Source organism: Psychrobacter sp. DAB_AL43B (assembly GCF_900168255.1).
Taxonomy (GTDB): domain Bacteria; phylum Pseudomonadota; class Gammaproteobacteria; order Pseudomonadales; family Moraxellaceae; genus Psychrobacter.
This window is the reverse complement of record NZ_LT799838.1, coordinates 817,720-843,274: the sequence shown is the minus strand read 5'-3', so window position 1 is coordinate 843,274 and position 25,555 is coordinate 817,720. Positions and strand designations below refer to the sequence as shown.

Here is a 25,555-nt window from a genome sequence, read left to right as displayed (position 1 = left end):
CGATATGGTTAAGATATATATTAGTTATTATTGCCATAAGCATAACTATAGTGATAACTATATTTGCTCAAGATACCTTGCTGTACATCATTTAAGATAATACCATCTACTTTTATGTTGGCTTTATGCATTTGTCTAACCGCATAAGCTACTTGACCTTCTATAGATTTATCATAGCGAGCAACCATTAAAACTTTATCCGCATATTCGGATAAAATAATAGCGTCTGATGCGGCTAAAACAGGCGGCGTATCAATAATAATATAATCGTAATGCACATTAAGATTATTCATCAATTCTACAAATTTATCACTTACCAGTAAAGCTGATGGGTTACGAGGATTCTGACCTCGTGGTATGAAGTCAATATTATCCATGCCAGTTGGATGAATATAATCGACAATACTTTGTGGTAGCGGTTCTAAATATTCTGCGGACTGCACTCCAATAATAGATACTGTCTGACTCTCAACTTTAGGCAGTGATAGATAGTCTCCTAGACCATTATTTTGATCCATATTAAACATCTTGTGCAGTTCACCCAATCTCATGTCTGCATCTATAATCAGAACCTTTTTATCTAACTGCGAAAACACCTCTGATAAGTTAGATGAAATAAAAGATTTACCAATCCCAGGGCTTTCACCTGTAATTAAAATGACTCTAGCACGCTGACCACTTTTGGCAACTGAACCCATACTAAACATTAAGTTTGTTCTTAGACTTTTTATCGCCTCATAGCTTAGACCGTTATTGTCGGCATAGGCCAACAATCTATTTGGTGATTTTTTGTTTTTACCTAAACGGATTAATGTTGGTGAACGTGGTATTGTCGCAATGACTGGTATGCCAGTTTTGGCCTCAAGACGTTCAGGGTCTTTGACCACATTTCGTATCATATTCTTAATGAGTACCAACATAGAACCCAGCATCGCTCCTAACAATGCTGCTAAGGTAATAATCAAAAGCTTTTTTGGGGCAATTGCCTTATAAGTACTGATAGGTAAATCAATAATTCGAGCAAAACCTGACTGACCTGCTTTAGCTATCTGTAATTGCTGATAGTTTTTGAGTAAAGTTAGATAGATCTCTCTATTAATTTCTGTGTCTTGTGACAGCTTAAGAAACTCTCGTTGTAGCTCTGGTAAGCCTCCAATAGTATTATTAATAGTCTGCTTTCTATCATTTAACACTTTTAGTTGCTCATCAATCTGAATAACTAAGGGATGTTCTTCTGTATAATAAGTGGTGAGATCAGCCTTTTTAAGCTTGAGCTCATTGAGTTGCACGCCGATATTAGAGTTTTCCACAAGTAGTAACTCAGCCTCTTTTGCGACATCAATCGTGCCATACTTTTTACGAAACTCATTGAATACGCCTTCAGCATCCTCAAGTTTTTTCTTAAGGACAGGAATTTGGGTTTCCATAAAACTAATGGTTTTAGTGGTTTCCTCAGAGCCTCGAGATTCGTTCTTATCAATATACGAAAAGATGATTTTCTTAAGTATTAAACTTGTTTGCTGCTGATTAGCGCCAGTCATCGACAGCTCGATGATACCCGTTTGTTTACCTTTTTCAATAACTGCCAGTTTCTTATTAAGCTCATCAGTAGTAGTCTGTAATGACTGTTTGATAATACTGATACCATGACCGTCAGCTGGTAGGTCATTGACTGTAATATGAATCTGACCGTCTACACCGCTAAACTTATTTACCTGATTAAGCTTGCCTTTAAAGTCATCAAAGCCGTTACTCAATACAAAGCCAGTGCCTTCTCGAGTCAATGTAAAAGGCTGGTTTAGATAGGCTTGTGAAACGTTAAATTGACTGATCTGCACTTGACCTTCTGCTGTCTTTAGAGCAACACCTTCAGGTGCATTTAATTGTGTATGAGTACGATCGTTGATCACTTTATCGATAGCACTGACCTCAAGATCAGTAACATTAATACGCAAATGCAGGTCATTAACCACGGGTTCTAAAATCATACGTGAGCGGATTAACTCAGCTTCAGTCTGCGCTTTACTTGCCTCAGAACCTAATAGATCAGAAATATTTTCCCCAAGTGCAGGTAGACCTGACGACTTCTCATCAATTTGAATCAAAGCATCAGAGCGATAAGTGGGGTTGACATAGCGACTATAGAGTACCCCGACAACTAACCCTAGCAATATAAATAATAGTATAGTTTTCCATCCGCGTAATAGCGCCAACAACAGTGCCATTAAATCAATCTCGTCATTATCACTATTATTGGCGTTATCATTGATAGGCTTCGACATGTTTTGTGAATCTGTATTCATATTTATATATTCATCGCTTAAGGTTAATCACTTTGTAGCAGAGTGCTTAATAACGAGTATTCTTCATACTCAGCTGATAGTGTCGGATATTTAACTGATTTTATCAGCCCATTGCTCTAGACCATCCACAATATCTTGGTATGCCGTTTTAAACGCGCTCATCTCATGCTTGTAAGGATCAGCAATATCTTTATCCATCCAATGACCCAGCTTGAAAGTTTTGCCACGGCAAAATGGCCAGCGCTCTTCAATCCATTTGGTCTGACCATCTGACATAGTAAAAATAATGTCAGCCTTTTTTGCTAACTGCTCATCAATCTGCTTAGCAACATGATTGGTAATGTCAATCTGCTGTTTTGACATGATTTCTAGCGCTGCTGGATCGGCAGGGTGGCCAACCAAAGCGCCGACACCTGCAGAATCAATGATTTTATTAGGGAAACGCTGCTTCAATAGTGCTTCTGCCATCGGGCTACGACAAATATTGCCCACACAAACCACTAAAATATTATCAAATGCCATTATGACTATTACCTGTTATCTATAAGCCTGAAAGGAGACTAATTGCAGAAGTGGAAGGTAGTATTGCACTAATGACACGGTTCCAGCGCGTCAAGCCAGTAGGATCAACATAGACGATATCATTGGCACGCATCTCAAAACGATTGGCAAGTGCAAAACTGGTAATCGTCTGCATATCAACATAATAAATGTCTGTCGTTCTGGTATTAAGATTATCACGCACTACATATATCTTAGCGGCATTGGCAGTATTAGAATCTAGGCCTTTTGACTCGCCTAGCACTTGCGCCAAACTAATGCCTTGCTCTCGAATAGGAACAGGCTCTACACGCCCAAACTCCCCTAAGACATATACTTTATTACGATCTTGACTATTAACATGAATAGAATCGCCATCTTGCAGATAGATTTGATTGGCGGACGTTCCTAATTGGCGTAAAGATTGCAATCCAATATTGTAATTTACACCTTTACGATTAAAAACAATATTGTTTGAGTCACCGGTAGTCGTTGCGCCACCAGCCATAGAAATCGCGCTATATAGCGAAACTGGAGCATCATTAATCGCAAATTCCCCCGGCTGTTTGACTTCACCATCAATAAAAAATTTATTGCCTCGATAATTAACGATTTTAACCTGTGGGTCTGAATACTTAAGGTAGCGTTGCAGCTGTTTCTGTAAGTTGGCAGTAAATTGCGGTACGCTCATACCACTGGCTTTTATACGCCCAACGAGTGGGAACTGAACAAAACCTTGTTGGTCAACAGGAAAACCTGCAGCATAAGGATTAGTCACATCGCCAGCTGGTAGGGGTGTAATATTAGGATAACCGGTAAGTACAATACTGAGAATATCGCTTTCAGCAATACGATAGTCTACTCGACCAGAGTTTCTTATTAGCTGACCTAAGTTGCTATTTGGAAGCACTGCTTGTTTAGGTGGTAATGTGGCTAGATTTAACGATTGAATATTAAAATGCAAACCGTTTTCAGCGATAAATGCGCCACTTGGCGGCAGCTCACCTGCTTGCAATCCTGCATTGATACTAGAACAGCCGGAAACCAGACTAAGCATTAGTAGACACGTTATACTTAATAGCTTTGATGAATTGAAAAACATAAAACAACCTTTATAAATCATAGATATAAGTAGTGTCTAGCAATTGAAAAACAGACAATAATACCAAAGCGTTACATGACACACAAAAAACAAAGCCATAATAACATAGGTGGTTAAATTTTGAACCATAATCATGTATTTTTGATAGAAAACGAACTTAATTTGAAAGTGATTTATATGTAATTATTGGTATATTTAACAAATATAATTGCATGTTTACTAAGCCCGTTAATTAATAAATATTGTTATCTTTATGATTTCACCAATCGATTTTAACCAACAAATAATATTAAAACTATTTACTTTATTTGTGTGTAAAAGCAGAGAGCGACCTAAATATAATCTCTGTAACGCTTATAAATAGCGTATAATAGCCAGTCAAAATTTATACATTGAGAAATGTAAACCCACCGATTCAAGGAAATCGTTATGAAAGATGAAAAATTACAGAAAGCACTTGCCCGTATGGGACTTGGTTCACGTCGTCAAATGGAAGAAGTCATTAAAGCAGGCCGTGTAACCGTCAATAATGGACCTGCAACTATTGGTGATCGTGTTGAGCAAGGTGATGAGATCCGTGTTGATGGTCGTCAGATCAAATATACTTCTGAAAATGAGAAACGTCGCCGCGTCTTAGCTTATTATAAGCCTGAAGGCGAAGTATGCTCTGCCAATGATCCAGAAGGTCGTCCAACCGTATTTGAGCGTTTGCCAAAGCTGACTCATGACCGCTGGGTAATGGTTGGACGCTTGGATATTAACTCAACGGGTCTATTATTATTTACTAATGATGGCGAGATGGCGCATCGCTTGATGCATCCATCTAGCGAAGTGACCCGTGAATACGCTGTACGGGTACTGGGCGATGTTACCCCAGATATGGCACGCGCGATGACAACAGGTGTCATGTTAGAAGATGGCTTGGCTAAGTTCGAAGACATCAAAGAAGGCGGCGGTGAAGGCGTCAACAAGTGGCATCATGTTAAGCTTAAAGAAGGTCGTAACCGTGAAGTACGCCGTCTATTTGAATCCCAAGGTCTTAAAGTCAGCCGTCTATTACGTACGAGCTATGGTAATATTGCGTTACCAAAAGAGCTACGTACGGGTCGTTTCTTAGAGCTAGATAGAAAAGATATTAATACGTTAACAGACCTAGTGAGCTTACGCCCACGTTATGGTACTGGTCTTCATGGCGCTGCTAAAGAGAAGCAAGAGCGTATTAAAAGCAAGCCGCTTAAAGCACGCCGCACTGAAAACAGTTCGCGTAGTGGTGGTACTAAAAATAGTAGCGCAAAACCTAAAAGCAGTGCAAGTCCTGCCAGTCGCGGCACACGTAATACTCGAGATCGTAACGACAAGCGTTAATCTAAATTTATTTTAAGTCTTTTATAGATTTAGAATAAGATATAAAAAAGCTGCCAATGATAAATAATCATTAGCAGCTTTTTTATATATGTTTTTTAATAGCCGATTTTTACCAACTCAAAACTTAGCTATTATGACTATCGATATAATTTTTCATGATTCGTAAATCCTGTAATTTCTGCCTCTGCATTTGCTCTAATAAGTTATCTAAGCGCTGCTCGATATTATCTAATGCTTCTTGAAGTAACTTACCAGCTTCAGCTCGTGATTTATTATTAACGCCTTTAACCGTTGAATTAATAGTCGTTAGTTGATAATAACTGGCGAGCATTTCAGGTAGACGCGTATGCAGCATTTTATGCAATACAAACTGCTGTTCGCTGATTGCAGGTGTCATTTTCTGCGCTTGTAGCTCTATTTGATAGGCTTGATATTGACTTACTTTTTCATCAATACGCTGTAATTGGTGAAGCTGTTCGTTTGCTAAGGATTTAAGATGCTTCTTATTCAAGTTAAGCTGTTGCCAGCTTATATTCGATAGCAATAATGGTGCATTAGCATCCTGATAAATAAGCACGCCGGGCGTAATACCGACCGCTTTATGCAGAGCATGCCAACCTTTTCTACCCAAATAAAAGACGGTCACTGTCGTTACGACACCAACGCCTATTAATATACTCATGCCAGCTCACTTTTTATCATTCAATTATGCAACTTATGATTTAGTACTTATATAGTCAGTCCCAAATAAAAAAAGTACAAATATTATAACGTGCTACTGGTATAACTTTTCCTTGCTTGCTGTGCCTATGCAGACAGAGGCTGCGCAAAATTTATACCAGTAGCACTGTGTTTATTTTATAGTGGATTGATTATAGTGCGCCATCTAAAGCTTAATGTCTTCAGTATTAGCGCGTTCGCCAGTTGGGCTTTCAATAGCATTGTTTTTAATAGCATTGATCTCAGTAGCGTTACTATCAAGCTGCTGTATATCGGCCTTGTTTGCCGGATTATCAAAACGCTGCTGTAAATATCTATTGGTGGCTAGGAGCTTTTGTCCATCTTGATGATATGAGGCATTAAGCAGGTCATCGAACTGCGTATTAATCGTCATAAGCACATCTAGCAGCGCTTCTTTGCCAGTGACATCAGAGTGCTTAATTTTAGTATTATCAGCCAGTGCGCCATCTAAGTCATGTAAACGACGATAATCCGCTATTGCTTGCGGCACATGTCTATCCATCAAGTTTTGAATCATGATATAGGTTTCGTTAACGGTATCTTTATCATCTATCTTGCCATCATTATTGCTATCACCATAAATGACACGCAGCTTCTCACCTTTTTCATTTATTTGGGTAAGTGCTGTTTTGACTTCCTCTGGTAAGCTTTTTTCAGGAATATAACCCAATTGCGGCATCGCTTTATATTCGAGCATTTTGGGCGCAGTCACTTTTTTTATACCACGATACCCTAGATATAACCCAGCGGCTGGTAACACCCCATATAAAACAAACATTACTAACATCGCAGTTATTTGGGTCATTGGATGGTCCTCTTTATTTGGCAAAACTGATTGGCAAAATTGATTATTATTTTAGATAATAGTTGTTTAATAGCTCTTATTATTAAACAAAAAAATAAGGCTCTGTTAAAGCCCTATATTGTTATGCATTGAGTCGATTATGTGTCATGAAGCTAACCTAGCTTAAGTTGATAATGCCAATTTAAAGTAGTCAGCAGTTAGTTTTGCGTACGGCTTTTGACATAACGATGGGTTGAAGCAAGACGATTCATCACGGTTTGATGTAACTCATCCAATAACTCATCAAGCTCGTAATCGATCTCTAAAAATAAATCAGTCAGCATATCGCCTGCCGTCATTTTACCCTGTACCACATTATTTTTCGTACGATGCGGACTGAAACGTTGCAGCTGCTCGTAATGATGTAGCGCTTCAGGAATACTTTCTGATATCAGCTTATCAATGACAAATTGCCGCTCATTATGTTGCTGCTGTTGTTGCTCATTGAGCTCGCTACTCCATTCACGGTAACGTTTTAACTTGCCATTTATTCGATCTAGTATCGCGACCGCCTCAATAGGCATGGCGTTTAGGGTGGCTTCATCGACCACATCAACAAGCTCAGTCATAATCGGACAGCGTCCATGTTTAAGATACCATAAGGTATCTGGGTCAAAAGGAGGTCTATTGGTCGGTCGCATCTTGGCGCGATTGGACAAATAGCGATCAGTCAATGGCGTCGGCGTCCGAATATCATTCACTTGTGCTAAGGCATTACAAATACGTTCGGTACGCTGCGGCTCGGTAAGTGGTGAAGCAGTAGGCGGTGAAGCTTTAAGCGTTGCAGTATTAGCATGTTCCTGCTTATTACCAGTATCGCGACGAGCCGCATCGTTTTCATTATTAGCAAGGTTATTGGCAGCCGCTTGCTGAGCCTTTTTGGCAGCGACGGTTGGCAGGTCATCTTGTGCTTGCCCAAACGACTGTAGCATTCTTGTCAAACTTATGACCATGACCTACCCTGCTCCTCGCCTATTTACGATTGGTTGCATCTTACTGTATATTGCATTTGGAATATTGCATTCGAACAATTAATCCCTTATCTTAACAGCTTTTTGCCATGCTGCCAGTAAGCAAACGTCACCATTTTATTTATTAAAGGTTAAGTCAACTGTCATGAATATCGCCGATTATAGTTCTGGTTTTTTGCTTGGCTTATCACTGATTATCGCCATTGGTTCACAAAACGCATTTGTCCTCAAACAAGGGCTAAAACGCGAGCACATATTTTTTGTTTGTTTGTTTTGTGCCGTGAGTGATGCACTTTTAATATCGGCTGGCGTTGGTGGTTTTGGCGCAGTCACGGCGCGCTATCCGCAAGTCGTTAATATCGCAAAGCTTGCTGGCGTCATATTTTTATTAGGCTATGGGTTGCAGAGCTTGTATGCCAGCGTACGCTTATCACATGCACTTACCGTCGATGGACAAGTCGTGACCAGCTTAAAAAAGGCGCTGTTATTATGCTTTGGTTTTACGTGGCTAAATCCACATGTCTACTTAGATACATTGGTGCTCGTCGGTATGGTTTCAACGGGCGCTAGTAGTAAGCTTACATTTGCAATGGGTGCAGTCAGTGCCTCGTTCTTTTTCTTTTTTGCGCTGGGCTACGGTGCAAGATTACTCAAACCTTTATTTGCCAAACCAAAAGCGTGGAATATACTCGATGCTTTGGTAGGCATACTGATGTTGTATTTGGCTTGGCATTTATATCAAAGTTAAAACAGCTATTTATAGCTAGAAATATTTAAACTAAAAAATAAAAAAACCAAACACATCTATTAAATGTATTTGGTTTTTTTAATTCTTAGTAACTGAGTCAATCCTACTTAAAAACGATGCCGTGCTACTGATACTGATTTTTTGCAGCCTCTGTCACGCATGCGAACAGCAAGCAAGAAAAACTAGTATCAGTAGCACGTTGCTATTAACGTATCTCTTTTATTGTTAACAGATCATATAAACTATGACGCCTTTTTACGTTTTTTAGGCTTAACAAAGGTTAAGTTCAAAAAGTGCTCTAGCGAATCATCAAGAATATCTAACCAAGGCTCTGGCAACTCAGGTGATAGCGTACCAGTCAACGTGGAACGATAAGCCTTTTCTCTAAAGGTCATGATATCTTCGGCTTTATCCTTTTGCCATTCCTTTAAGATTTCGCCTTGCTTTTCAACCGCAAACTCTGGGTAATCAGTGGCATTGGTTAAATCACGGATATAGCTTGCCTGAAAATCAATCGAATCACTGACGGTGACACACTTAGCATAAGTTGCTAACCACTGTTGCTCGTCTGCTTCACGGCTTAATAGGTCAGGCAATTCGATATCGCCCATGATGACATCGCGTGCATACCACGCTTGGGCATCAAACATATTAAAGGTGAAATACTGATCTTGCATACCTAAGTAAATCAACTTTGGATTAGGCTGCCAAAAGATACCTTTGTACAGATTGGCGGGGTATAAGCAGTTATGCGTCTGCAAACGCAGCTCATCAGGCATAAATGGGAAGTGGAACAAATAGCCCGTACACATAATAATGGCGTCAAATTTTTGGCTAGTACCGTCGGCAAAATGCGCCACATCGTCTTCAAAGTGTGTCACTATCGGAACTTCTTTAATACCTTCTGGCCATTCATAGCCGAGTGCTTGTGAGCGATAACTAATAGTGACTGATTTGGTACCATACTTATAACATTGCGTACCAATATCTTCGGCAGAATAGCTACTACCGATAAGTAGAATGTCTTCGTCTTTAAATTCTAGCGCATCACGGAAGTCATGAGCGTGCAGGATACGACCTGGGAATTCTTCTAAGCCTTGAAAGTATGGCATATTTGGCGTTGAGAAATGACCAGTCGCCACCACGACATAATCAAACTCTTCAACTTCTTGCTCATCCGTTTTATGGTTCATGACCGTGACGGTAAATTTTTGCGTGTCATCATCAAATGATACCCAACGCACTGGGCACTCAAAGCGGATGTATTTTTGGATGTCTTGTTTATCGATGCGACCCATGATGTAGTCTTTTAAAACCTCACGAGGCGGATATGATGGAATGGCTTCGCCAAAGTGCTCATCAAATGAATAATCAGCAAACTCTAAACATTCTTTAGGTCCATTTGACCATAAATAACGGTACATACTGCCATGAACGGGTTCACCGTTTCTATCTAAACCGGTACGCCAACTGTAGTTCCACATGCCACCAATGGCATTTTGCTTTTCGTAGCAAATTATTTCAGGTAAATCCTTTACCCCGGCCAATCGAGCCGCTTCAAAAGCACGTAACTGTGCCAAACCACTTGGACCTGCACCTAAAATCGCTATTCTTTTCTTACTCAAAACGAACTCCTGTAATATTGTCGTAACACTATCATAACATATTTTCATGAATGGCGTTTAGGAGCAGACTTTTGGTGATTAATCGAAATTATTAATGCCATGACTAAGCGCTAAAACACAGGCGTTAAGCTGCCTTTCATCTCGTTCTAATTTAATGATGTTTAACGATTATTGGCTTATCTCAATTGATAATGTTTGAGGTGCTTTTTAGGGCGCGTTGAATTTTCATTATTTAGGCTGTATCTTTCTACACAGCCTAAATAATGAAAATAACATATAAGAAGAAGTAATTTAATATAAAGAAAAATAGCTGAATACGAGAAATGAAAGACAAATAAGGGAGGAGAAAAGTAAAATAATTACATTAAGTCAGGAAATAAAGTACGTAGCCCGTTAACGATAATTTCAATAGAAACTGCCGCCAGTAGCATACCCATGATTCGGCTCATAATATTCAGCCCCGTATCACCCAACAAACGACTGATACGACCTGCCGCCATCAATGCCAAATAACAAAATAGGCTAATAAACAATCCAGCAATCAATATGGCAGAGACCTGCAAAATACCAGAGACTTGTGACGAATAAATAATAACCGTTGAGATACCGCCAGGTCCAATCATCATTGGAATGGCAATGGGCACCACCGCTGCTGCCATCGTTGGCGGCGCGTCTTGTACATGGTCAACATCGAAATTTTCTTGGTCAGGCTTAACGGGATTACCATCGCCATTCATCATATTAAGAGCAATCAAGAATACCAATATACCACCTGCCAACTGAAACGAGCCGATGGAAATACCCAAGGCTTTTAGTAACGTCTCACCTGCTACTGTAAAAAAGCTAATGGTAATAAAAATGGTCAGACAAGCGACGCGCGCAACTTTACGTCGATTATTCATCGAATAGCCGCGGGTTAAATCCAAGAATAACGTCAATGCGCCAAAGGGATTAATCAGTACCATAAAGGCTAAGATTATCTTGATAATTTCAGTATTCACTGAGTGCTCGCTTGTCTATTGGTCAAATCGGGCAAAAAGATAAGGCCATCGCGCGAGTGCAGCGATGACCTAATAGGCGGTTAGCAACGGCATTGTATCATAGGCAGATAAGCTAATTAAATCATTACTTTGCCTAAATTTTCTTACCTAGCCAAATCCATAAAACCTCAATACCAATCTATCGTTTCAATGGACTACTTAACGGTAATTCCAACTATAAAGCTAACATTGCAGAGCTCAAACCATAAAAATAAGTGCTAACATTAGGCGCTAAAATCAAGCCCAATATCCAGTGCTGTCGTACTATGAGTCAAATAACCCATCGCAATAAAGTCAACGCCGGTTTTTGCTACCGCTTGTACCGTTTCAGGTGTGATACCGCCTGATGCTTCGGTCTTAGCACGATCTTTACACATCACGACTGCCTTCGACAATATCTCAGGTGACATATTATCCAACAGTACCAAACTCACGCCAGCATCGAGTGCTTGCTCTAGCTGCTCTAAGGTATCCACTTCGACTTCAATAGAGATCAGATGACCAGCAAAGTTTTGCGCTTGCTTAATGGCTGTTTTGATATCACCAGCAATGGCAATATGATTGTCTTTGATTAAAATCGCGTCATCTAACCCTAAGCGATGATTGCGTCCGCCGCCGCAGCGTACAGCGTATTTTTGTACGATACGCAAGCCCGGAATGGTTTTACGCGTACAGGTAATTTGGGCAGGATATTCTGCCACGCTATCGACAATCTTTTTAGTATCTGTCGCAATGCCACTCAGATGGGTCATAAAGTTAAGTGCCGTACGCTCGGCGGTCAGCAAATTTCGCGCATTACCACGGACAATCGCCAACACCGCGCCAGCTTCGACCGTGTCACCGTCATTGACTTGAGCGATAAATTCTATCTGCGCATCAATTAAGGCAAAAGATAAGCGCGCTAAATCCATGCCGCATATCACGCCTGCTTGTCTTGCTTTAATCTGTAATTGCGCTTGCATGTCGGCTGGAATGGTGGCTTGTGACGTGACATCACCGCGTCTGCCCAAATCTTCGGTTAATGCGGCCTCAACCAAGTGTTTCAGTAATACCTCAGCCAATGCTGGCTCTTGTTTAGCTGTCATTTTTAACCCTCATTTTTGCGTGTTTTTACTTAATATATGCGTATATTATGATAAATAGTGTTTATTTAAACTCAAAATGAGCATAAATATAGCGCAAAGTTTATAGGCTCGCAAGAACAGTCCATAAATTTATGGATTTAATAAGCTCTATAGGGCTTAACTATAATTAAGTTTAATAAAAAAGAGTCATTCATAGCGACGTGTTAGTGCTATCAATTTTTCTTGCTTGCTGCTGCCTACGTAACAGAGGCTACAAAAAATTCATATCACTAGCACTGTATGGTTTTTAAATTGAATCGACGATATCAAAGAGATTGCGTAGCTATTTACGCTTAGGTAATTTACTATCCATCAATAAGCTTTGTAGCTCAATATCATGGCGAAAGCGATAAAGCTTGGCAGGACGACCACGCTGAGCGCTACTACTCTGCCCTGTTTCCATCACAAGATTTTGCGAATCCAGCAAACGGCGAAAATTCTGCTTATGTAGTCGCATTCCTGATAGCGCTTCAACACTTTGCTGTAATTGCGACAAGGTAAATACCTCTGGCATTAGACCAAAAATAAGCGGTCGATATTCAATTTTTGCGCGTAGTCTTGAGATAGCGGTAGCAATCACACGGCGATGGTCATAGTACATAGGTGCCCCTATTAACTGCGACCAGTTATCAGGTAATTTAAATGTATTATTAGATTGGGCGTTGGACGGTGAACTTAATAGATAGCTTGGTGGATAAGTCGGTGCTTCTGCAATAAGACCCGCTTCATAAAGCATTTCATAGCGTAATAGCACATGCTCCGCGACCCATTCTCTACTCTCAGACGCTTTATCGTCATTTAACCGATCATCGTTAGGATTATCTGTCAATATATCGCTAACTAAAAATGCTTCACTTACTCCCCAGCATAGGCCAATACGCTGACGACGGCGCTGCCGGACGACCGACTCTTTTGCATTGTCTGCCCAGTACAATAACGCAGGCACAATATGATCCATAATCATACTTGGCATACCATCTAAATGATTTTCCCACGGGAAATAATCGTACCAATCGCGCCATAACGCTTGGCTTTGCAGCTGCTGTGTTTGCGTTTCTTGCACCAAACCCAAATAGCTGACATAGACAAGCGCATGACCGTCGACATTGCGTCTATTAGTATCGACAAAGGTATATAGCTGTTCCAAATAGCCAAGCGGCTGCTGCGTTTGCTCCTCAACCCATTGACGTACACCCGCTTGCAGTGAGCGATGCAATGGCATCAGTGGTCCATTGGGCAATAGCTTGCCTTGATCAACCGTTAAAACGCGTGCCGTGTGCTCAGTAATGGCGACAAGCACTGCGACGACTTCAGTCGTGCCGCTACCTTGCTGATGCGCGTGTGAATAAGATAACGTCATGGCTTTAGGGGTTATCCTTTATTTTTAAAATGCGTGTGAAAGCTACAAAACCTGATATTTGTAGTACGGCTTAGTATAACGTGAATCTAAAACTATCATAGCCTGCCGTCATAAATATAAGAGTTTGAAAAAGAGAAATATGAAAACAAATGAGGGAGATTTTGTATAGCCATGTTTCTTTTTTAAGATAAATTAGTATCGTTTTTAAAACCAACGATAAAAAAACCTTGTATTTATGCTCAAAATGAGCATAATAAAAACAGTCTATTTCTAGCTGTATTTAATTGTCTTATTTCTAGCGGCATATGACTTGTCGTTATTGCATTAAAGGTTTGCCATTATGAAAACTTATCCGTATGACGCGCCCATTATGAGCAATGACAATCGCATTGCAACTCACATGAATATCGAATATGCCAAAGCTAAGATGCCAGCTGATTTGCCGCGTAGTGAGCGACTCAAAGTCGAAGAAAATATCAAGCAATTATTAAAGGATAATAACGCCGTGCTGGTCGCGCATTATTATGTCGATCCTTTTATTCAAGACTTGGCATTAGTAACAGGTGGCTGCGTAGGTGATTCGTTAGAGATGGCACGCTTTGGGCAAGCCCATAGTGCGCAGACTTTAGTAGTTGCTGGCGTACGCTTTATGGGTGAGTCAGCGAAGATACTAAGTATGGAAAAAACGGTACTGATGCCAGACTTGGAAGCCGAATGCTCACTTGATTTGGGCTGCCCAGCTGATGAGTTTTCTGCCTTTTGCGATGCGCATCCTGAACGTACCGTGGTGGTTTATGCCAATACCAGCGCTGCGGTGAAAGCACGTGCTGATTGGGTGGTGACCTCATCAGTCGGTATTGACATCATTCGTCATCTACATGAACAGGGCGAGCCTATTATCTGGGGTCCTGACCGTCATTTGGGTAAATATATCGCTCGTGAAACTGGCGCAGATATGCTGCTTTGGCAAGGTTCATGCATGGTACATAATGAGTTTAAAGCGACCGAGCTTGAACAACTAAAGGCAGAACATCCAACAGCGAAAGTGTTGGTGCATCCTGAATCACCTGATAGCGTGGTTGCGCTTGCCGATGTGGTCGGCTCAACCAGTAAGCTGTTGCAATCTACCTATGAGATGGATGCCGATACCTTTATCGTCGCCACCGATTTGGGCATCTTGCACGAGATGCAAAAGCGCTCGCCAAATAAACGCTTTTTGGCCGCGCCTACGGCTGGCGAAAGTGCCAGCTGCAAGAGCTGTGCTTTTTGTCCATGGATGGCGATGAATGGTTTGCAAGGTATTGAGCAGTGCTTAACACAGCATAGCGGTGAAGTGTTGATGACGCCAGAGCTGGCAGCGGCAGCCAGAAAACCCTTACAACGTATGCTTGATTTTGCTGAGTCACAAAAGCAACGTGTGGCAGCGAGCGGTGATATCATTAAAGACCGTGCGCTGTTTGCTAATGTCGGGGCTGCCTAATATGAGCGCGATATGGTCGAATGGTAAAGATTATTCTGATGTGGCTAATGAATCTGATGAGGTTATACAAACGGACGTACTTATTATTGGTGCTGGGCTTGCTGGTTTAAGTACCGCCCTTGCCTTACCAGCATCGCTAAGCATTACCGTATTAAGTAAATCAGCGCTTGAGGTCTGCTCAAGCCATTATGCGCAAGGTGGTATCGCCGCAAGCTTGGATAAAAACGACTCAATTGCCGATCATATCGCCGATACGCTGATCGCTGGCGCAGGATTATGTGAAGCGGATAATACGGCAAATATTCTAAGCGCTGGACAGCAAGCCGTCCAATGGCTGTGCGAGCAAGGCGTGCCCTTTACTCAGATTCCGCAAGAAAACAAGGGACAAAACTACAGCGCAAGATCTTTAAATGAATTACAAACTGACGATTTACATTTAACCAAAGAAGGCGGTCATGGCTGTAGACGCGTTGCCCACGCTGACGATGCTACCGGTCGGCATGTGATGGACGCCATAACTTTAAAAGCACAAGCCGCGTCCAACATCACTACTCTGCCCTATCATGAAGCACTGAGCCTTTTAAAAAATAATGATAACCAATGCCAAGGCGCGATGGTCTTTGATCATAGTAGTCAACGGTTACTGACTTTCCACAGTCGCGCAGTCGTTCTAGCCAGTGGCGGTTTAGGACAGTTGTTTAAGCGAGCCAGCGCGCCCAATGTTTGTGTCGGTGATGGCGTTATGATGGCATGGCAAGCAGGATGCCGTTTGGCAAATTTAGAATTTATCCAGTTTCATCCAACTGGTCTAGCACTAGGCGATAGCAGCTTTTTAATTTCCGAAGCCTTGCGTGGTGAAGGTGGGCATCTGTATTGTCCAAAAACCGGCAAACGCTTTATGCTTGATATTGATGCGCGGGCTGAACTTGCACCGCGAGATATCGTTGCTCGCGCAATCGCTGAGCAGATTAATAATAATGGGCTTGGCTACGTAAATCTTGATGTCAGTCATTTGCCTGCAGTGTTTGTACAACAGCATTTTCCGCAAATTTATCAGACGCTATTAGACCTCGGTATCGATATCACTAGGAAGCCTATTCCAGTTGCGCCCACTGCGCATTATAGTTGCGGCGGTGTGGTCACTGATGCCGATGGCGTAACCGATGTGGTAGGGCTTTATGCAGCTGGCGAAGTTGCTTATACAGGCTTACACGGTGCCAATCGCTTGGCAAGTAATTCGTTGTTAGAATGCGTGGTGGTTGGGCGAAATATTGCTACTGATTTACCGCGCTATTTAACAGCGATGGAAAGTTTAGCGACTGCTTCCTATGATGATAATTTAAAACAGCCAGCTATTGATATATGGACACCACCAATACTTAAAGAAACCCAGCCCGTTATATTGTCTGCCGCCACTCTGCCTTTAGTCGACACTTATAAGCATAACACCCTGAAAAATGAGTTAAACAGCGATAATGAGCTTATTGAAATAACCGCCCAGCTCAAAGTATTAATGACCAATAATATGGGTATCAGTCGCAGTGCTGAGCCGTTAGAACAAGCGTTGATGAAAATTGAGCAATGGCAACAACAGATAACCAGCTATAAAGCCAATCATTGCGATATAAGAAGTGCGGATAATTTTACGAGCTCGAATCAGTTAGTAAGCTTTCAGTTAGCACGGCAACTACAATTAGCGACTTTAATTGTTCAGTCTGCATCGCAACGCCTTGAAAGTCGCGGTGGACATTATCGAACAGACTACCCTCATTTATCAGCCACTCCTCGAATTAGTGTGATTGAGCCATTATCAAGTTTGCAAGAAGTTAGCTTTAATTGGTTGGTTCAGCCTATAATCAGCCATACAGAGGCTAGAGCGCCAAAAACAGTTGCCAATGGCTAATAGCAATTTAGGATCGCCGCTCTAACCATTTCTAAACGGTTAAATACCATTTCTATCTATCAAAGTGTTGAATATATGGCTACCGATACGCTATTTGTTATTGGTCTTATGATAGTAGTCAGTTTGACGTGGGGCACACTGGCGATACCAAGTCTACGCAAGCGCCTACCAAAGATTTATTTGATTGCGCGCTCTTGGTGGCTGATGTTAGCCGCGCTCTGCATCTGTTATTTGATTGCTAAAATAACCAATAATGCTCAACAGTTTCAATCTCATCCACATCAATGGCTACTCATCGCATTTTTTATATTAATCGGTTTGCGCGGCAGCTATGAAATCAAACGTTTATGGTGTATAGATAGCAAATTAAGGCTTATTCTCAAACTCCAAGCATGCGGCTTGCAAGCAAAATCCATCTCTGCTGAAAAAAAATTAAAACCCACCAACTCTTATACTCGTCTAAACTTATTAGATCTGCTATTTAGTGCTGCTTTTATTTTATTAATTATTAGCCTGATTGCATTACAGCAATTAGCTTGGCAACGCGAGCAGTATGGTGTGTTGCTGTTTGTGTTATTTGCCAGCCAGTTTAACGACATTGCGCAATATTTATGCGGACGATTACTTGGAGGCAAATTATTTAAGCGCGGTCTAGCGCCGAATATTAGCCCAAATAAAAGCATCGAAGGTGCTATTTTTGGCAGCATTTTCGCGGCTCTATTGGCGTCGTTACTCGGTATTTGGCTAACGCCTTTTGATTGGTCATTAGGTTTATTGGCGGCCTATGGCTTAGCGGTCAGCGGTATCGCTGGCGATTTATTAGAATCGGCATTTAAGCGCCAACACGGCGTAAAAGACACAGGAACATTGCTTGCTGGGCATGGTGGCGTATTAGATAGAATAGACAGCTTAATGATTGGCGTACCGTTATTTACCCTACTCTACTGGCTGTTTGGTTGAATTAATGTAGCTATACTGACTCAATAAAACTACTTCTTTTTATCCAGTTTGTTACGCAATATCCAATTCAGTAACGGCTTGGGTAAATGGTTTAGTGCACCAGTAGTATAACGCATGGTACGCGGAAATACTGCCAGCTCGACATCATTGTCAATCGCTTGCATAATATGCTCAACTGCCGTTTTCGTACTGATGATAAATGGCTTATGACTGGCATCGCCATCATTCAAATCTCGTAATGCTTGAGTATCGATATAACCTGGAGCAATACAATTCACTTGAATATCATAAGGCGCAAGTGCAAGTCGATAGGCACTAGCAGTCGCAATCATTGCGCGTTTGCTTTTGACATAAAGACTGGCATAAGGATAATCCATGATGCCTGCGATAGAAGCGATGCAAATGAGGCTTGGTCTATCATTTTTTTTGAAATCCAATGATTGATTCTGGACTTTTAACTGATCACTCGCCCACCTAAAAACCTGCTCAAACGCTTGCAAATTAATCGCCAGCATTTTATTACTATCTGCTTTATTTAGATGATGCACACGCTCATTAGTATAACTGCCCGCACTATAAATTAGCCTTTGAAAGTTGATACCTGAAAGACTATCTAATAATTTTTGAGTTTGAACACTATCCGTTAAATCGCAAGTATAAGTCACGATATTAGGATACTGGCTGTTAATATAATTTATCTTTGACGCGTTATGACCGACCACACTCACGTGCCAGCCAAGCTGCTGATGGTGGAGTGCCAATGCCAATCCAAGCCCACTCGTACCGCCGACTACAATGATATGCGGGGCACTAACATGTGAAGCATCATTTTCAGATGTCGCTTTTGTAAGACCAGCTTCAGTGTTGATGATTTCTGGATACATAGACGCTACGGGATTTCTCATAAGCCATACTGCTTTATATAATCAGCCGTACGTTGATAGCCATAATGCCATTGTGCCTGCATTTGCTGCACAAAACCCTCATAATCACTGTGCATCAGCTCGATTGTCATCTGCTTGATATTAAAGCGCTTTTGTACATGCTGACCAGCCAACTGCTCGCCGTTATCAGAAAATGGTAACCAATGCAGCTGATTTGCACGACGATTTTGATGAGCCAGATTGTCAAACAACAGTATTTCCATTGAGTTGTAATCGTGCACCTGTGCCAAACGCTGATTAGGATCAAAACCAAAAACGCGTTGAATAGCAGGAGCAGCAAGCCATGAATCATAACCTGCTTTAGTCTCTGCAAATATCATATCTGCCAACTGACAAGCAAGCTCAATGGGCGTGAGATTAATAACCTCACCTAAGCACCAACCAAGCATTCGAATATACGTTGGCGGTAGATAATACATATCTGCCTTGACACACTCACCCCATTTTAGCAAAGCTCAAGTAGGGGATTCTAAAAGCAAACGCTCTTAGGCGACTTCCTCGCGGATTTCGCTAGTTTTCTGCATCAGCGGGTAACTTTTACTACGTCCTCCCTCCGCAGACAAAACGGCATGCCCTGCCGCTAGTATGTTACGAGCCGCATTAAAATCTGCATTCGTAACACAACCACATTCGACACACTCAAATCTTGCCTGAGTTTGTCTATTTTCTTTATCAACATGCTTGCATTTAAAGCAGGTTTGGCTTGTATATCGTGGATTAACTTTAATCAGTAATCCACCGCGCCACTGCTGTTTATATTCAAGCATATCAGTCATCATGCTCCAACCTTGATCCAAGATTGACTTATTCAATCGTGACTTGGCTTTGACATTGCGCCCATTTCGGGCGGCTGTGCCACTTGCTGATTTTGACATATTGGCGACTTTCAAATCTTCAACGACAATCATAGCGTGGCTTTTGCTGAGTGTGGTTGTGATTTTATGGAGGTAGTCATGCCTGATATTAGCAATGTGGCTGTGGAGTTTTTGAATCTTCAGGTTATGTTTTTTCCAGTTTTCGCTAAATCTTACTTTCTTACTTAATTGACGCTGTAATTTAGCCAGTTTGACTTGATTGGCTTTAAAGCTATTTTTGGGCTTGATGTATTGACCATTCGAGGTGGTAATTAACTTGGTAATACCTAAATCCAGACCTAGTGCACTGGTGGCAGGGTGGCGTGGGTTCTCCAGCAACACCCTTTCAGTACCAAATGACACATACCAGTGACCTGATTTTTTGCTAATGGTAACGTTTTTAATCGTGCCAATGACCTCTTGGGATTTCCTAAACTTCACAAAACCAACACCGTTCGGTAGTTTCACTCGATTGCCATCAATACGGCAATACTTATCAAACTGAACCAGCCTGATTGAATCACAGCCATCGGATTTGCGCTTAAATTGTGGCATGAGTGGGAGTAGCTGAATTTCCGTACCATCACTTAATTTAAAGAACTTGGGTTTTTTGGGTTTCCTCTTATTTTCTTTGAGTCGTGCATGTGCTTTAGGGTCAAAAAATCGCGACCAAGCCGAGGCAAGGTCACGTATTTTCTGCTGCAATGTAACTGCATTAGCGCTGGATTTTAAAAATGCAAAATCAGGATTACTCTTTAAATCCATGATTTTATTAACAAGATTTGTTGCGTTAATAAAGTTATTTTTAGCAAACATCCCAAATGATATTGCCAGTATTTGATTCCAAACAAAACGTGCAGAGCCGACAAGGTTATTTAAGATAACCTCTTGCTCTGCATTAGGCTCAAGCCTAAACTTATACGCTCTGCTAATTTTCATAAATGCTTTATTTAACAATGAGTGTCTATTTGATAGTATGTCATAAATACTATCCTTTAAGATCGGTTATTACAATGAGTGAGACATATAAAAACCGCTATGCTGCCTTTAATATGCATGTCCATTTAGTTTTTATTAACGAGTATCGAAAAAATGTGCTTGATGAAGTGCATCATGAGTATTTCAGTGAGTGTGTGGCTGAGCTATGTAAGCACTTTGACGCTGAATAAAAAAAATGTAATGGCGAGGCTGATCATATTCACATGATGATTCAGTACCCGCCAACGGTGCAATTAAGCAAACTGGTTAATAACTTAAAGTCAGTCACCAGTAGGCGCATGAGGGGTGATTTTATTGATTTAAGAGCAGCTTACTCCAAGCCTGTTCTTTGGTCGCGTTCCTATTTTGCAGAGTCTTGTGGTGGCGCACCATTAGATATTATTAAGCAGTACATTCAAAATCAGCAAGGCTGACAAGATATGCGAAATTCACCTCCATCCTAATGTCGGATGGAGTCCTCTTTCGCTTTTAGATATTCAGTCGTACGCTGATAGCCATACTGCCATTGCGCCTGCATTTGCCGCACAAAACCATCGTAGTCACTATGCATCAGCTCGACCGTCATTTGTTTCAGATTAAAACGCTTTTGTACGTGCTGCCCTACCAGTTGCTGACCGTTATCAGCAAAGGGTAACCAATGTAGCTGCTGGGCGCGAAGGTTAGAGTTAGATAGATAAAGTGGTTCTATCGATTGATAGCCGTGTACCTGTGCCAAACGTCGATTGGGATCAAAACCAAAAACGCGTTGAATAGCAGGAGCAGCGAGCCATGAATCATAACCGGCTTTGGTCTCTGCAAATACTGTCTCTGCCAACTGACAAGCAAGTTCAATGGGCGTGAGATTAATCACGCCACCCAAGCACCAGCCAAGCTCATCAATATACGTTGGTGGTAGATAATACATATCTGCCATCGAAGCGCGAATCGCTGCAGAAAAATCCCACTGGCTCAGAACTTTAACAGACTGATGTATGCGTTCCTCAGCAAATATATACGCAGGTGATCGCATTTTTTTGTCAGTGAGTTCTGATAAAGGAGCCGTCAAACGTGGCGGTGCAAATAGCAACTCTTGGAGCTTTAATGGATGGTTAGGCGAGATGTGGCTAGCAGGCTTTTGATAAAGGCGGCTAGCGATAATCGCTATCTCTGGTGTATTTTTATTGCTTTCGCTATCGGTTTCATCAGGGTCATTTCTACTAGCATCAAAACGAGATAGCTCCTTAAGCCATTGACTCTCATCATCAATTCGAAATATAGCTAACTGCTGCAATTCATCTAATAATTGCTCGTAACTATCGGCTTGTTGTTGTGCTTGCCTTTTAGATAGCTGCCTTGATAAGCGCCAACGTTTGAGTGCATGCGTCATATAGCGCATTTTTAGACGTCTACTGGCTTCATCTGGCGCGACATGCCTGATTGAAGCAATTACATGATACAACTCACGACTACACATCAATTGCTGCAAGTCTTTGGGGTCGGACGCGAGCTGTACTAAATAGGCTGATAAGCTACCGCCGCACGTACCAATGATAATATCGGGAGTCAAATCATAAGCTACTAGTGCCGCATAGCTGCCTAAATAATAGCCAAAACGTGAGCCACCTCCTGAAAAAAGCTGCACACGTTCATAAGGCTTTATGCTTTTATCATTCATCTATTACTCATCACTTATGATTCACAACTGGCTGGTGCTGTTTTAATTGCTAATGACACGGTAAAGATACCAAACCTATCGATACGCATCGCAACTTTTTTAAAGCCTGCACACTCAACCAATTGATCCATTTCAGCTTGTGAGCGACAGCGCATCACCCAACTACTACCGCGATGATTATTTAAGGTTTTACTGATAAATTCCTGTTCAGGGTGCCACGGCTGATTGGTATAAATTAAATAGCCACCAGCTTGTAAGCTGTCATAAATACCTGTCAATGCCGTCGCTGGTAGCGTGTTATCCGAAAACAATTCAAAAACACCGGAGGCAATAGCGATATCAAAGCCTGACTTTTTTAACGGTGTTTCTTTAACGCTTGCACTTCCCTTCTGCACATTTGAATAACTGGCAGGGTCAAACGCATCTTTTTGACACGTGATGACACGATCAGCAATCTCTAACTGCTCTGCTTTGGCCTGTAATGCTTGGATATTATGCATCTCATAATCACGTAGCTCAGCATGTAAGTTTTCAAACTCTGTCAATAAATCAAACGCGTAAAAACCATGCCCACTGGCAATATCTAGTAATTTTGGTTGGTATGGCTCATCAGGGCTGTTTTGATTAAATTGATTTTGATTGGCAAGCTTAATATCTGCCAATGCTTCACGTGCCAGCTCTAATATATGCTCACGGCGGATACGAATTCCTTGCCAGCCGATATTATTGAGATAAAACTTATCGACCGCCTGCCCAAATTTATTCTGCCCACTGGGCTGATTATAATAAACGTGATCGAGCGAATGACCGGAGTCAAAACCATGTTCAAGTCCTGTGGCAATAGCGTCGCTGACATGACCGAATTTTTGCATGGCAAAACGCGTCAGCGCAAAGCTTGGATTAAAGGGTTTAATTGCTAAACGATCAACCTTGTCTTTACTGGCACTATTAAGATGCGCTGTACGCAAATCAGGCGCTTTTACCTCCGTACTGAATACTTGCTCAGCGAAATTAATACAATCATCAAAGACATCTGCCTTATTGGTCTCATGAAAGATAGCATGATAGCTGTCTGGATATAGTTGCCAACGCTTCACGGGCGTATTGATTGCCTCATAAAAATCACGCTCAGCCTGCTTATCAACCACATAATCTTTACCGGCACATAATACAAACGTCGGCACCGTGATAGCGCCGGCATCATCGAGTAAACGCTGTCCAGTCGCATGGGTATCGATAAGCAGGTCGGTTGAGATACTGTTTGAGATGAGCGGATCGGCATTGTAGGCTTGCTGTGCTTCTTTATCGTGGGTCAATACTTGCGCTTTGACGTAACTACTAACGCGTGACATTACCCCAAGTGCGCGCGCCACCTTTAACGACGGTATCGCAAACGGCATATATAAGTGAATGCGCAGCGCAGGTGTGCCGAGTATCATGCCGCGAATATTGGGCGCATAATCATGTACCCATGCTGCTGCTAGTACGGCACCGATACTACTGGCGACGATTAGCGTATCGTCAATGGCTATACCCGTCTGTCCAATAACCATTTGCACAAAATCGTTTAAATCGCGCTCAAGCTGAGTCACGCTCTCGGCATGATCTTTGATGCCGCCTGAGCGTCCATTACCACGTGCATCCCAAGCGAATATTTGATAGCCTGCGATGGCAAACTGTTGCCCCAGCTCTGCTAGGCGTCCCGAATGCTCATGACCACGATGTAATAAAATGACTTGGCGCTTTTGTTGTGTAGGTTGCTGCTCTGCCTTTTCTAACTCCTCTAAAGGCATTGTTAGCCAATAGCGGTAATAAATCGCCGTACCATCATAAGCGTTATAGCAACTTTCACCATTGATAATGGCTTGTTTAGAAAAATTCATGTTGTTAGGGGTTTCCCTTACTGAATCTGGTGCATTTATAGTAGTTTTAGACATAGATGGCATTATTTTGGACTCCAATAAGGAAGCTTTAACAGAAGAATGGTGCAAAAAGGCTGGAGAAGTAAGATAGTCAGATTTTGTATCAAATATATTTGATTGAAGACTTGATTTATCACTTGATAATACATTTAAACCTGATTTAAGCACAGGCGGCTGACGCATCAAATATAAGTTTGCCATATAGCGTAAACGATTAAGACAGGTTTTTATTAATAGCGCCTCTGTTAGTAAGCATAACTGCCCTATTCTTATAGGAGATAACGATAACGGCGCTTTACTACCTATAAAAGCACCCAGCACACCAAGCATAAAAGCCCGATCACTTTTACCTAACGGTCCTTGGTTTGTCCGAATATTTAGAAATGCACCACTGGCCATGGCTAATAGTTCAGTGCTCGTACTTAGCGCAATCAGGTTAATAATGTGGCGCTGGTTTGAGAAGACATCTCTTTCTAATACTTGTGATTGGCTATTAGTAACATGAGGCATCAGACTGGCTAATAATGCCGTGTCCGCAATAATATCTCCAGCTTCATTCAGTATCGCCCCAAGTTTTGATGCCTGCCCATGCTCACGCGCCATCATGCCATCGATGGCATTGAGCGCCATACGTATAAACAAAGAAGAAGGTAATAACAGCCATAATGCCTGCTTTTCAGTTGCTGGCTTAGCAATCACATAAGCCGTACCAATACTCAATAATACAGCTGACACCGTCACTTGATTAGCAGTGATTTTTTGCTCAACAAAAGTGTCACTTATGGGTCGCAGCTGATCTTGAAATTGGGTCTTGAGCTGGTATAACGACATAGTGCCTGCCAAATATATTTATTACTTCAATGTAGCAACAAAAGTTGATCAGGTAAAGTATTAGAATTGGACTTAACGCAGCTTTAAAACTAATTCTGAGTCTTTTTTAAGTGATTTGAACACAATCAAAACCAATATGTAATGTCATCACTACCATCCATTAAAATAATAGTCATTAAGCAATAGCGTTGCATAATTTGCCATGAATTTTAGTTGTGCATATCAGTATCGGTAGCCTGATATGT

20 protein-coding genes and 1 pseudogene are annotated in these 25,555 nt (G+C 41.5%); 6 read left to right on the top strand and 15 right to left on the bottom strand.

The features are described 5' to 3' along the window. Positions 1-20: 20 nt before the first annotated feature. From DABAL43B_RS03655 to DABAL43B_RS03645, 3 genes are all read right to left on the bottom strand, one after another. Positions 21-2,303, bottom strand: a complete 2,283-nt coding sequence (locus DABAL43B_RS03655) for a GNVR domain-containing protein (RefSeq protein ID WP_079691112.1) — start codon at positions 2,301-2,303, stop codon at positions 21-23. 90 nt (positions 2,304-2,393) lie between these two features. After that, positions 2,394-2,825, bottom strand: a complete 432-nt coding sequence (locus tag DABAL43B_RS03650) for a low molecular weight protein-tyrosine-phosphatase (RefSeq protein ID WP_079691111.1) — start codon at positions 2,823-2,825, stop codon at positions 2,394-2,396. A gap of 19 nt (positions 2,826-2,844) precedes the next feature. Beyond that, positions 2,845-3,900, bottom strand: coding sequence for a polysaccharide biosynthesis/export family protein (locus tag DABAL43B_RS03645; RefSeq protein ID WP_227516732.1), 1,056 nt, complete (start codon positions 3,898-3,900; stop codon positions 2,845-2,847). A 474-nt stretch (positions 3,901-4,374) separates the two neighbouring features. On the opposite strand from DABAL43B_RS03645, the gene rluB reads away from it, so the two are divergent. Beyond that, complete coding sequence (gene rluB, locus DABAL43B_RS03640) at positions 4,375-5,310, top strand: 23S rRNA pseudouridine(2605) synthase RluB (RefSeq protein ID WP_079691109.1); 936 nt, start codon at positions 4,375-4,377, stop codon at positions 5,308-5,310. A 124-nt stretch (positions 5,311-5,434) separates the two neighbouring features. Here the strand turns inward: rluB and DABAL43B_RS03635 are convergent, their stop codons facing one another. The 3 genes from DABAL43B_RS03635 to DABAL43B_RS03625 form a co-directional block, all read right to left on the bottom strand. Continuing rightward, positions 5,435-5,992 carry a hypothetical protein gene (locus DABAL43B_RS03635; RefSeq protein ID WP_079691108.1) on the bottom strand — a complete coding sequence of 186 codons (558 nt, stop codon included), beginning with the start codon at positions 5,990-5,992 and terminating at the stop codon, positions 5,435-5,437. Between the two features lie 204 nt (positions 5,993-6,196). Continuing rightward, positions 6,197-6,856 (bottom strand): hypothetical protein, encoded by a 660-nt coding sequence (locus DABAL43B_RS03630; RefSeq protein ID WP_079691107.1) that lies wholly within the window; start codon positions 6,854-6,856, stop codon positions 6,197-6,199. A gap of 197 nt (positions 6,857-7,053) precedes the next feature. Continuing rightward, positions 7,054-7,827: a hypothetical protein gene (locus DABAL43B_RS03625; RefSeq protein ID WP_079691106.1), complete on the bottom strand. Its 774-nt coding sequence runs from the start codon at positions 7,825-7,827 to the stop codon at positions 7,054-7,056. Positions 7,828-8,011: 184 nt separating this feature from the next. Here DABAL43B_RS03625 and DABAL43B_RS03620 point away from each other — a divergent pair, with 184 nt between their 5' ends. After that, positions 8,012-8,614, top strand: coding sequence for a LysE/ArgO family amino acid transporter (locus DABAL43B_RS03620; protein WP_079691105.1), 603 nt, complete (start codon positions 8,012-8,014; stop codon positions 8,612-8,614). Positions 8,615-8,856: 242 nt separating this feature from the next. On the opposite strand, the gene DABAL43B_RS03615 is transcribed toward DABAL43B_RS03620, so the two are convergent. From DABAL43B_RS03615 to DABAL43B_RS03600, 4 genes are all read right to left on the bottom strand, one after another. Next, the gene (locus DABAL43B_RS03615) at positions 8,857-10,239 is read right to left on the bottom strand and encodes an NAD(P)-binding domain-containing protein (RefSeq protein WP_079691104.1); all 1,383 of its coding nucleotides are present in this window, start codon (positions 10,237-10,239) and stop codon (positions 8,857-8,859) included. Between the two features lie 359 nt (positions 10,240-10,598). Next, positions 10,599-11,240 carry a MarC family protein gene (locus DABAL43B_RS03610; RefSeq protein ID WP_079691103.1) on the bottom strand — a complete coding sequence of 214 codons (642 nt, stop codon included), beginning with the start codon at positions 11,238-11,240 and terminating at the stop codon, positions 10,599-10,601. A 263-nt stretch (positions 11,241-11,503) separates the two neighbouring features. Then, entirely contained in the window at positions 11,504-12,364 is an 861-nt protein-coding gene (nadC, locus tag DABAL43B_RS03605; protein ID WP_079691102.1) for a carboxylating nicotinate-nucleotide diphosphorylase, read from the bottom strand. 322 nt (positions 12,365-12,686) lie between these two features. Beyond that, positions 12,687-13,763 (bottom strand): NUDIX hydrolase, encoded by a 1,077-nt coding sequence (locus DABAL43B_RS03600; RefSeq protein ID WP_079691101.1) that lies wholly within the window; start codon positions 13,761-13,763, stop codon positions 12,687-12,689. Between the two features lie 340 nt (positions 13,764-14,103). On the opposite strand from DABAL43B_RS03600, the gene nadA reads away from it, so the two are divergent. The 3 genes from nadA to DABAL43B_RS03585 all read left to right on the top strand — a co-directional run bounded on the left by nadA (position 14,104) and on the right by DABAL43B_RS03585 (position 18,106). Beyond that, entirely contained in the window at positions 14,104-15,243 is a 1,140-nt protein-coding gene (nadA, locus tag DABAL43B_RS03595; protein WP_079691100.1) for a quinolinate synthase NadA, read from the top strand. A gap of 1 nt (position 15,244) precedes the next feature. Next, positions 15,245-17,146, top strand: a complete 1,902-nt coding sequence (gene nadB, locus DABAL43B_RS03590) for an L-aspartate oxidase (protein ID WP_079691099.1) — start codon at positions 15,245-15,247, stop codon at positions 17,144-17,146. 75 nt (positions 17,147-17,221) lie between these two features. Continuing rightward, positions 17,222-18,106 carry a phosphatidate cytidylyltransferase gene (locus DABAL43B_RS03585; RefSeq protein WP_079691098.1) on the top strand — a complete coding sequence of 295 codons (885 nt, stop codon included), beginning with the start codon at positions 17,222-17,224 and terminating at the stop codon, positions 18,104-18,106. A gap of 29 nt (positions 18,107-18,135) precedes the next feature. On the opposite strand, the gene DABAL43B_RS03580 is transcribed toward DABAL43B_RS03585, so the two are convergent. From DABAL43B_RS03580 to DABAL43B_RS03570, 3 genes are all read right to left on the bottom strand, one after another. Then, complete coding sequence (locus DABAL43B_RS03580) at positions 18,136-19,011, bottom strand: SDR family NAD(P)-dependent oxidoreductase (protein ID WP_079691097.1); 876 nt, start codon at positions 19,009-19,011, stop codon at positions 18,136-18,138. Next, on the bottom strand, positions 19,008-19,469 hold the full coding sequence (locus DABAL43B_RS03575; protein ID WP_079691096.1) for a hypothetical protein: 462 nt from the start codon (positions 19,467-19,469) through the stop codon (positions 19,008-19,010). Before DABAL43B_RS03575 ends, DABAL43B_RS03580 begins: the two co-directional genes overlap by 4 nt. Before the next feature lie 66 nt (positions 19,470-19,535). After that, on the bottom strand, positions 19,536-20,843 hold the full coding sequence (locus tag DABAL43B_RS03570) for an RNA-guided endonuclease InsQ/TnpB family protein (RefSeq protein WP_079691095.1): 1,308 nt from the start codon (positions 20,841-20,843) through the stop codon (positions 19,536-19,538). 74 nt (positions 20,844-20,917) lie between these two features. Between DABAL43B_RS03570 and tnpA the strand changes: the two are divergent. Beyond that, positions 20,918-21,316: pseudogene (gene tnpA / locus DABAL43B_RS03565) on the top strand (IS200/IS605 family transposase). A gap of 26 nt (positions 21,317-21,342) precedes the next feature. Here the strand turns inward: tnpA and DABAL43B_RS03560 are convergent. Further along, a complete protein-coding gene (locus DABAL43B_RS03560; protein ID WP_079691094.1) occupies positions 21,343-22,557 on the bottom strand; it encodes a patatin-like phospholipase family protein in 1,215 nt (404 codons plus the stop codon). Between the two features lie 14 nt (positions 22,558-22,571). Beyond that, entirely contained in the window at positions 22,572-25,310 is a 2,739-nt protein-coding gene (locus DABAL43B_RS03555) for an alpha/beta fold hydrolase (RefSeq protein ID WP_079691093.1), read from the bottom strand. Between the last annotated feature and the right edge of the window lie 245 nt (positions 25,311-25,555).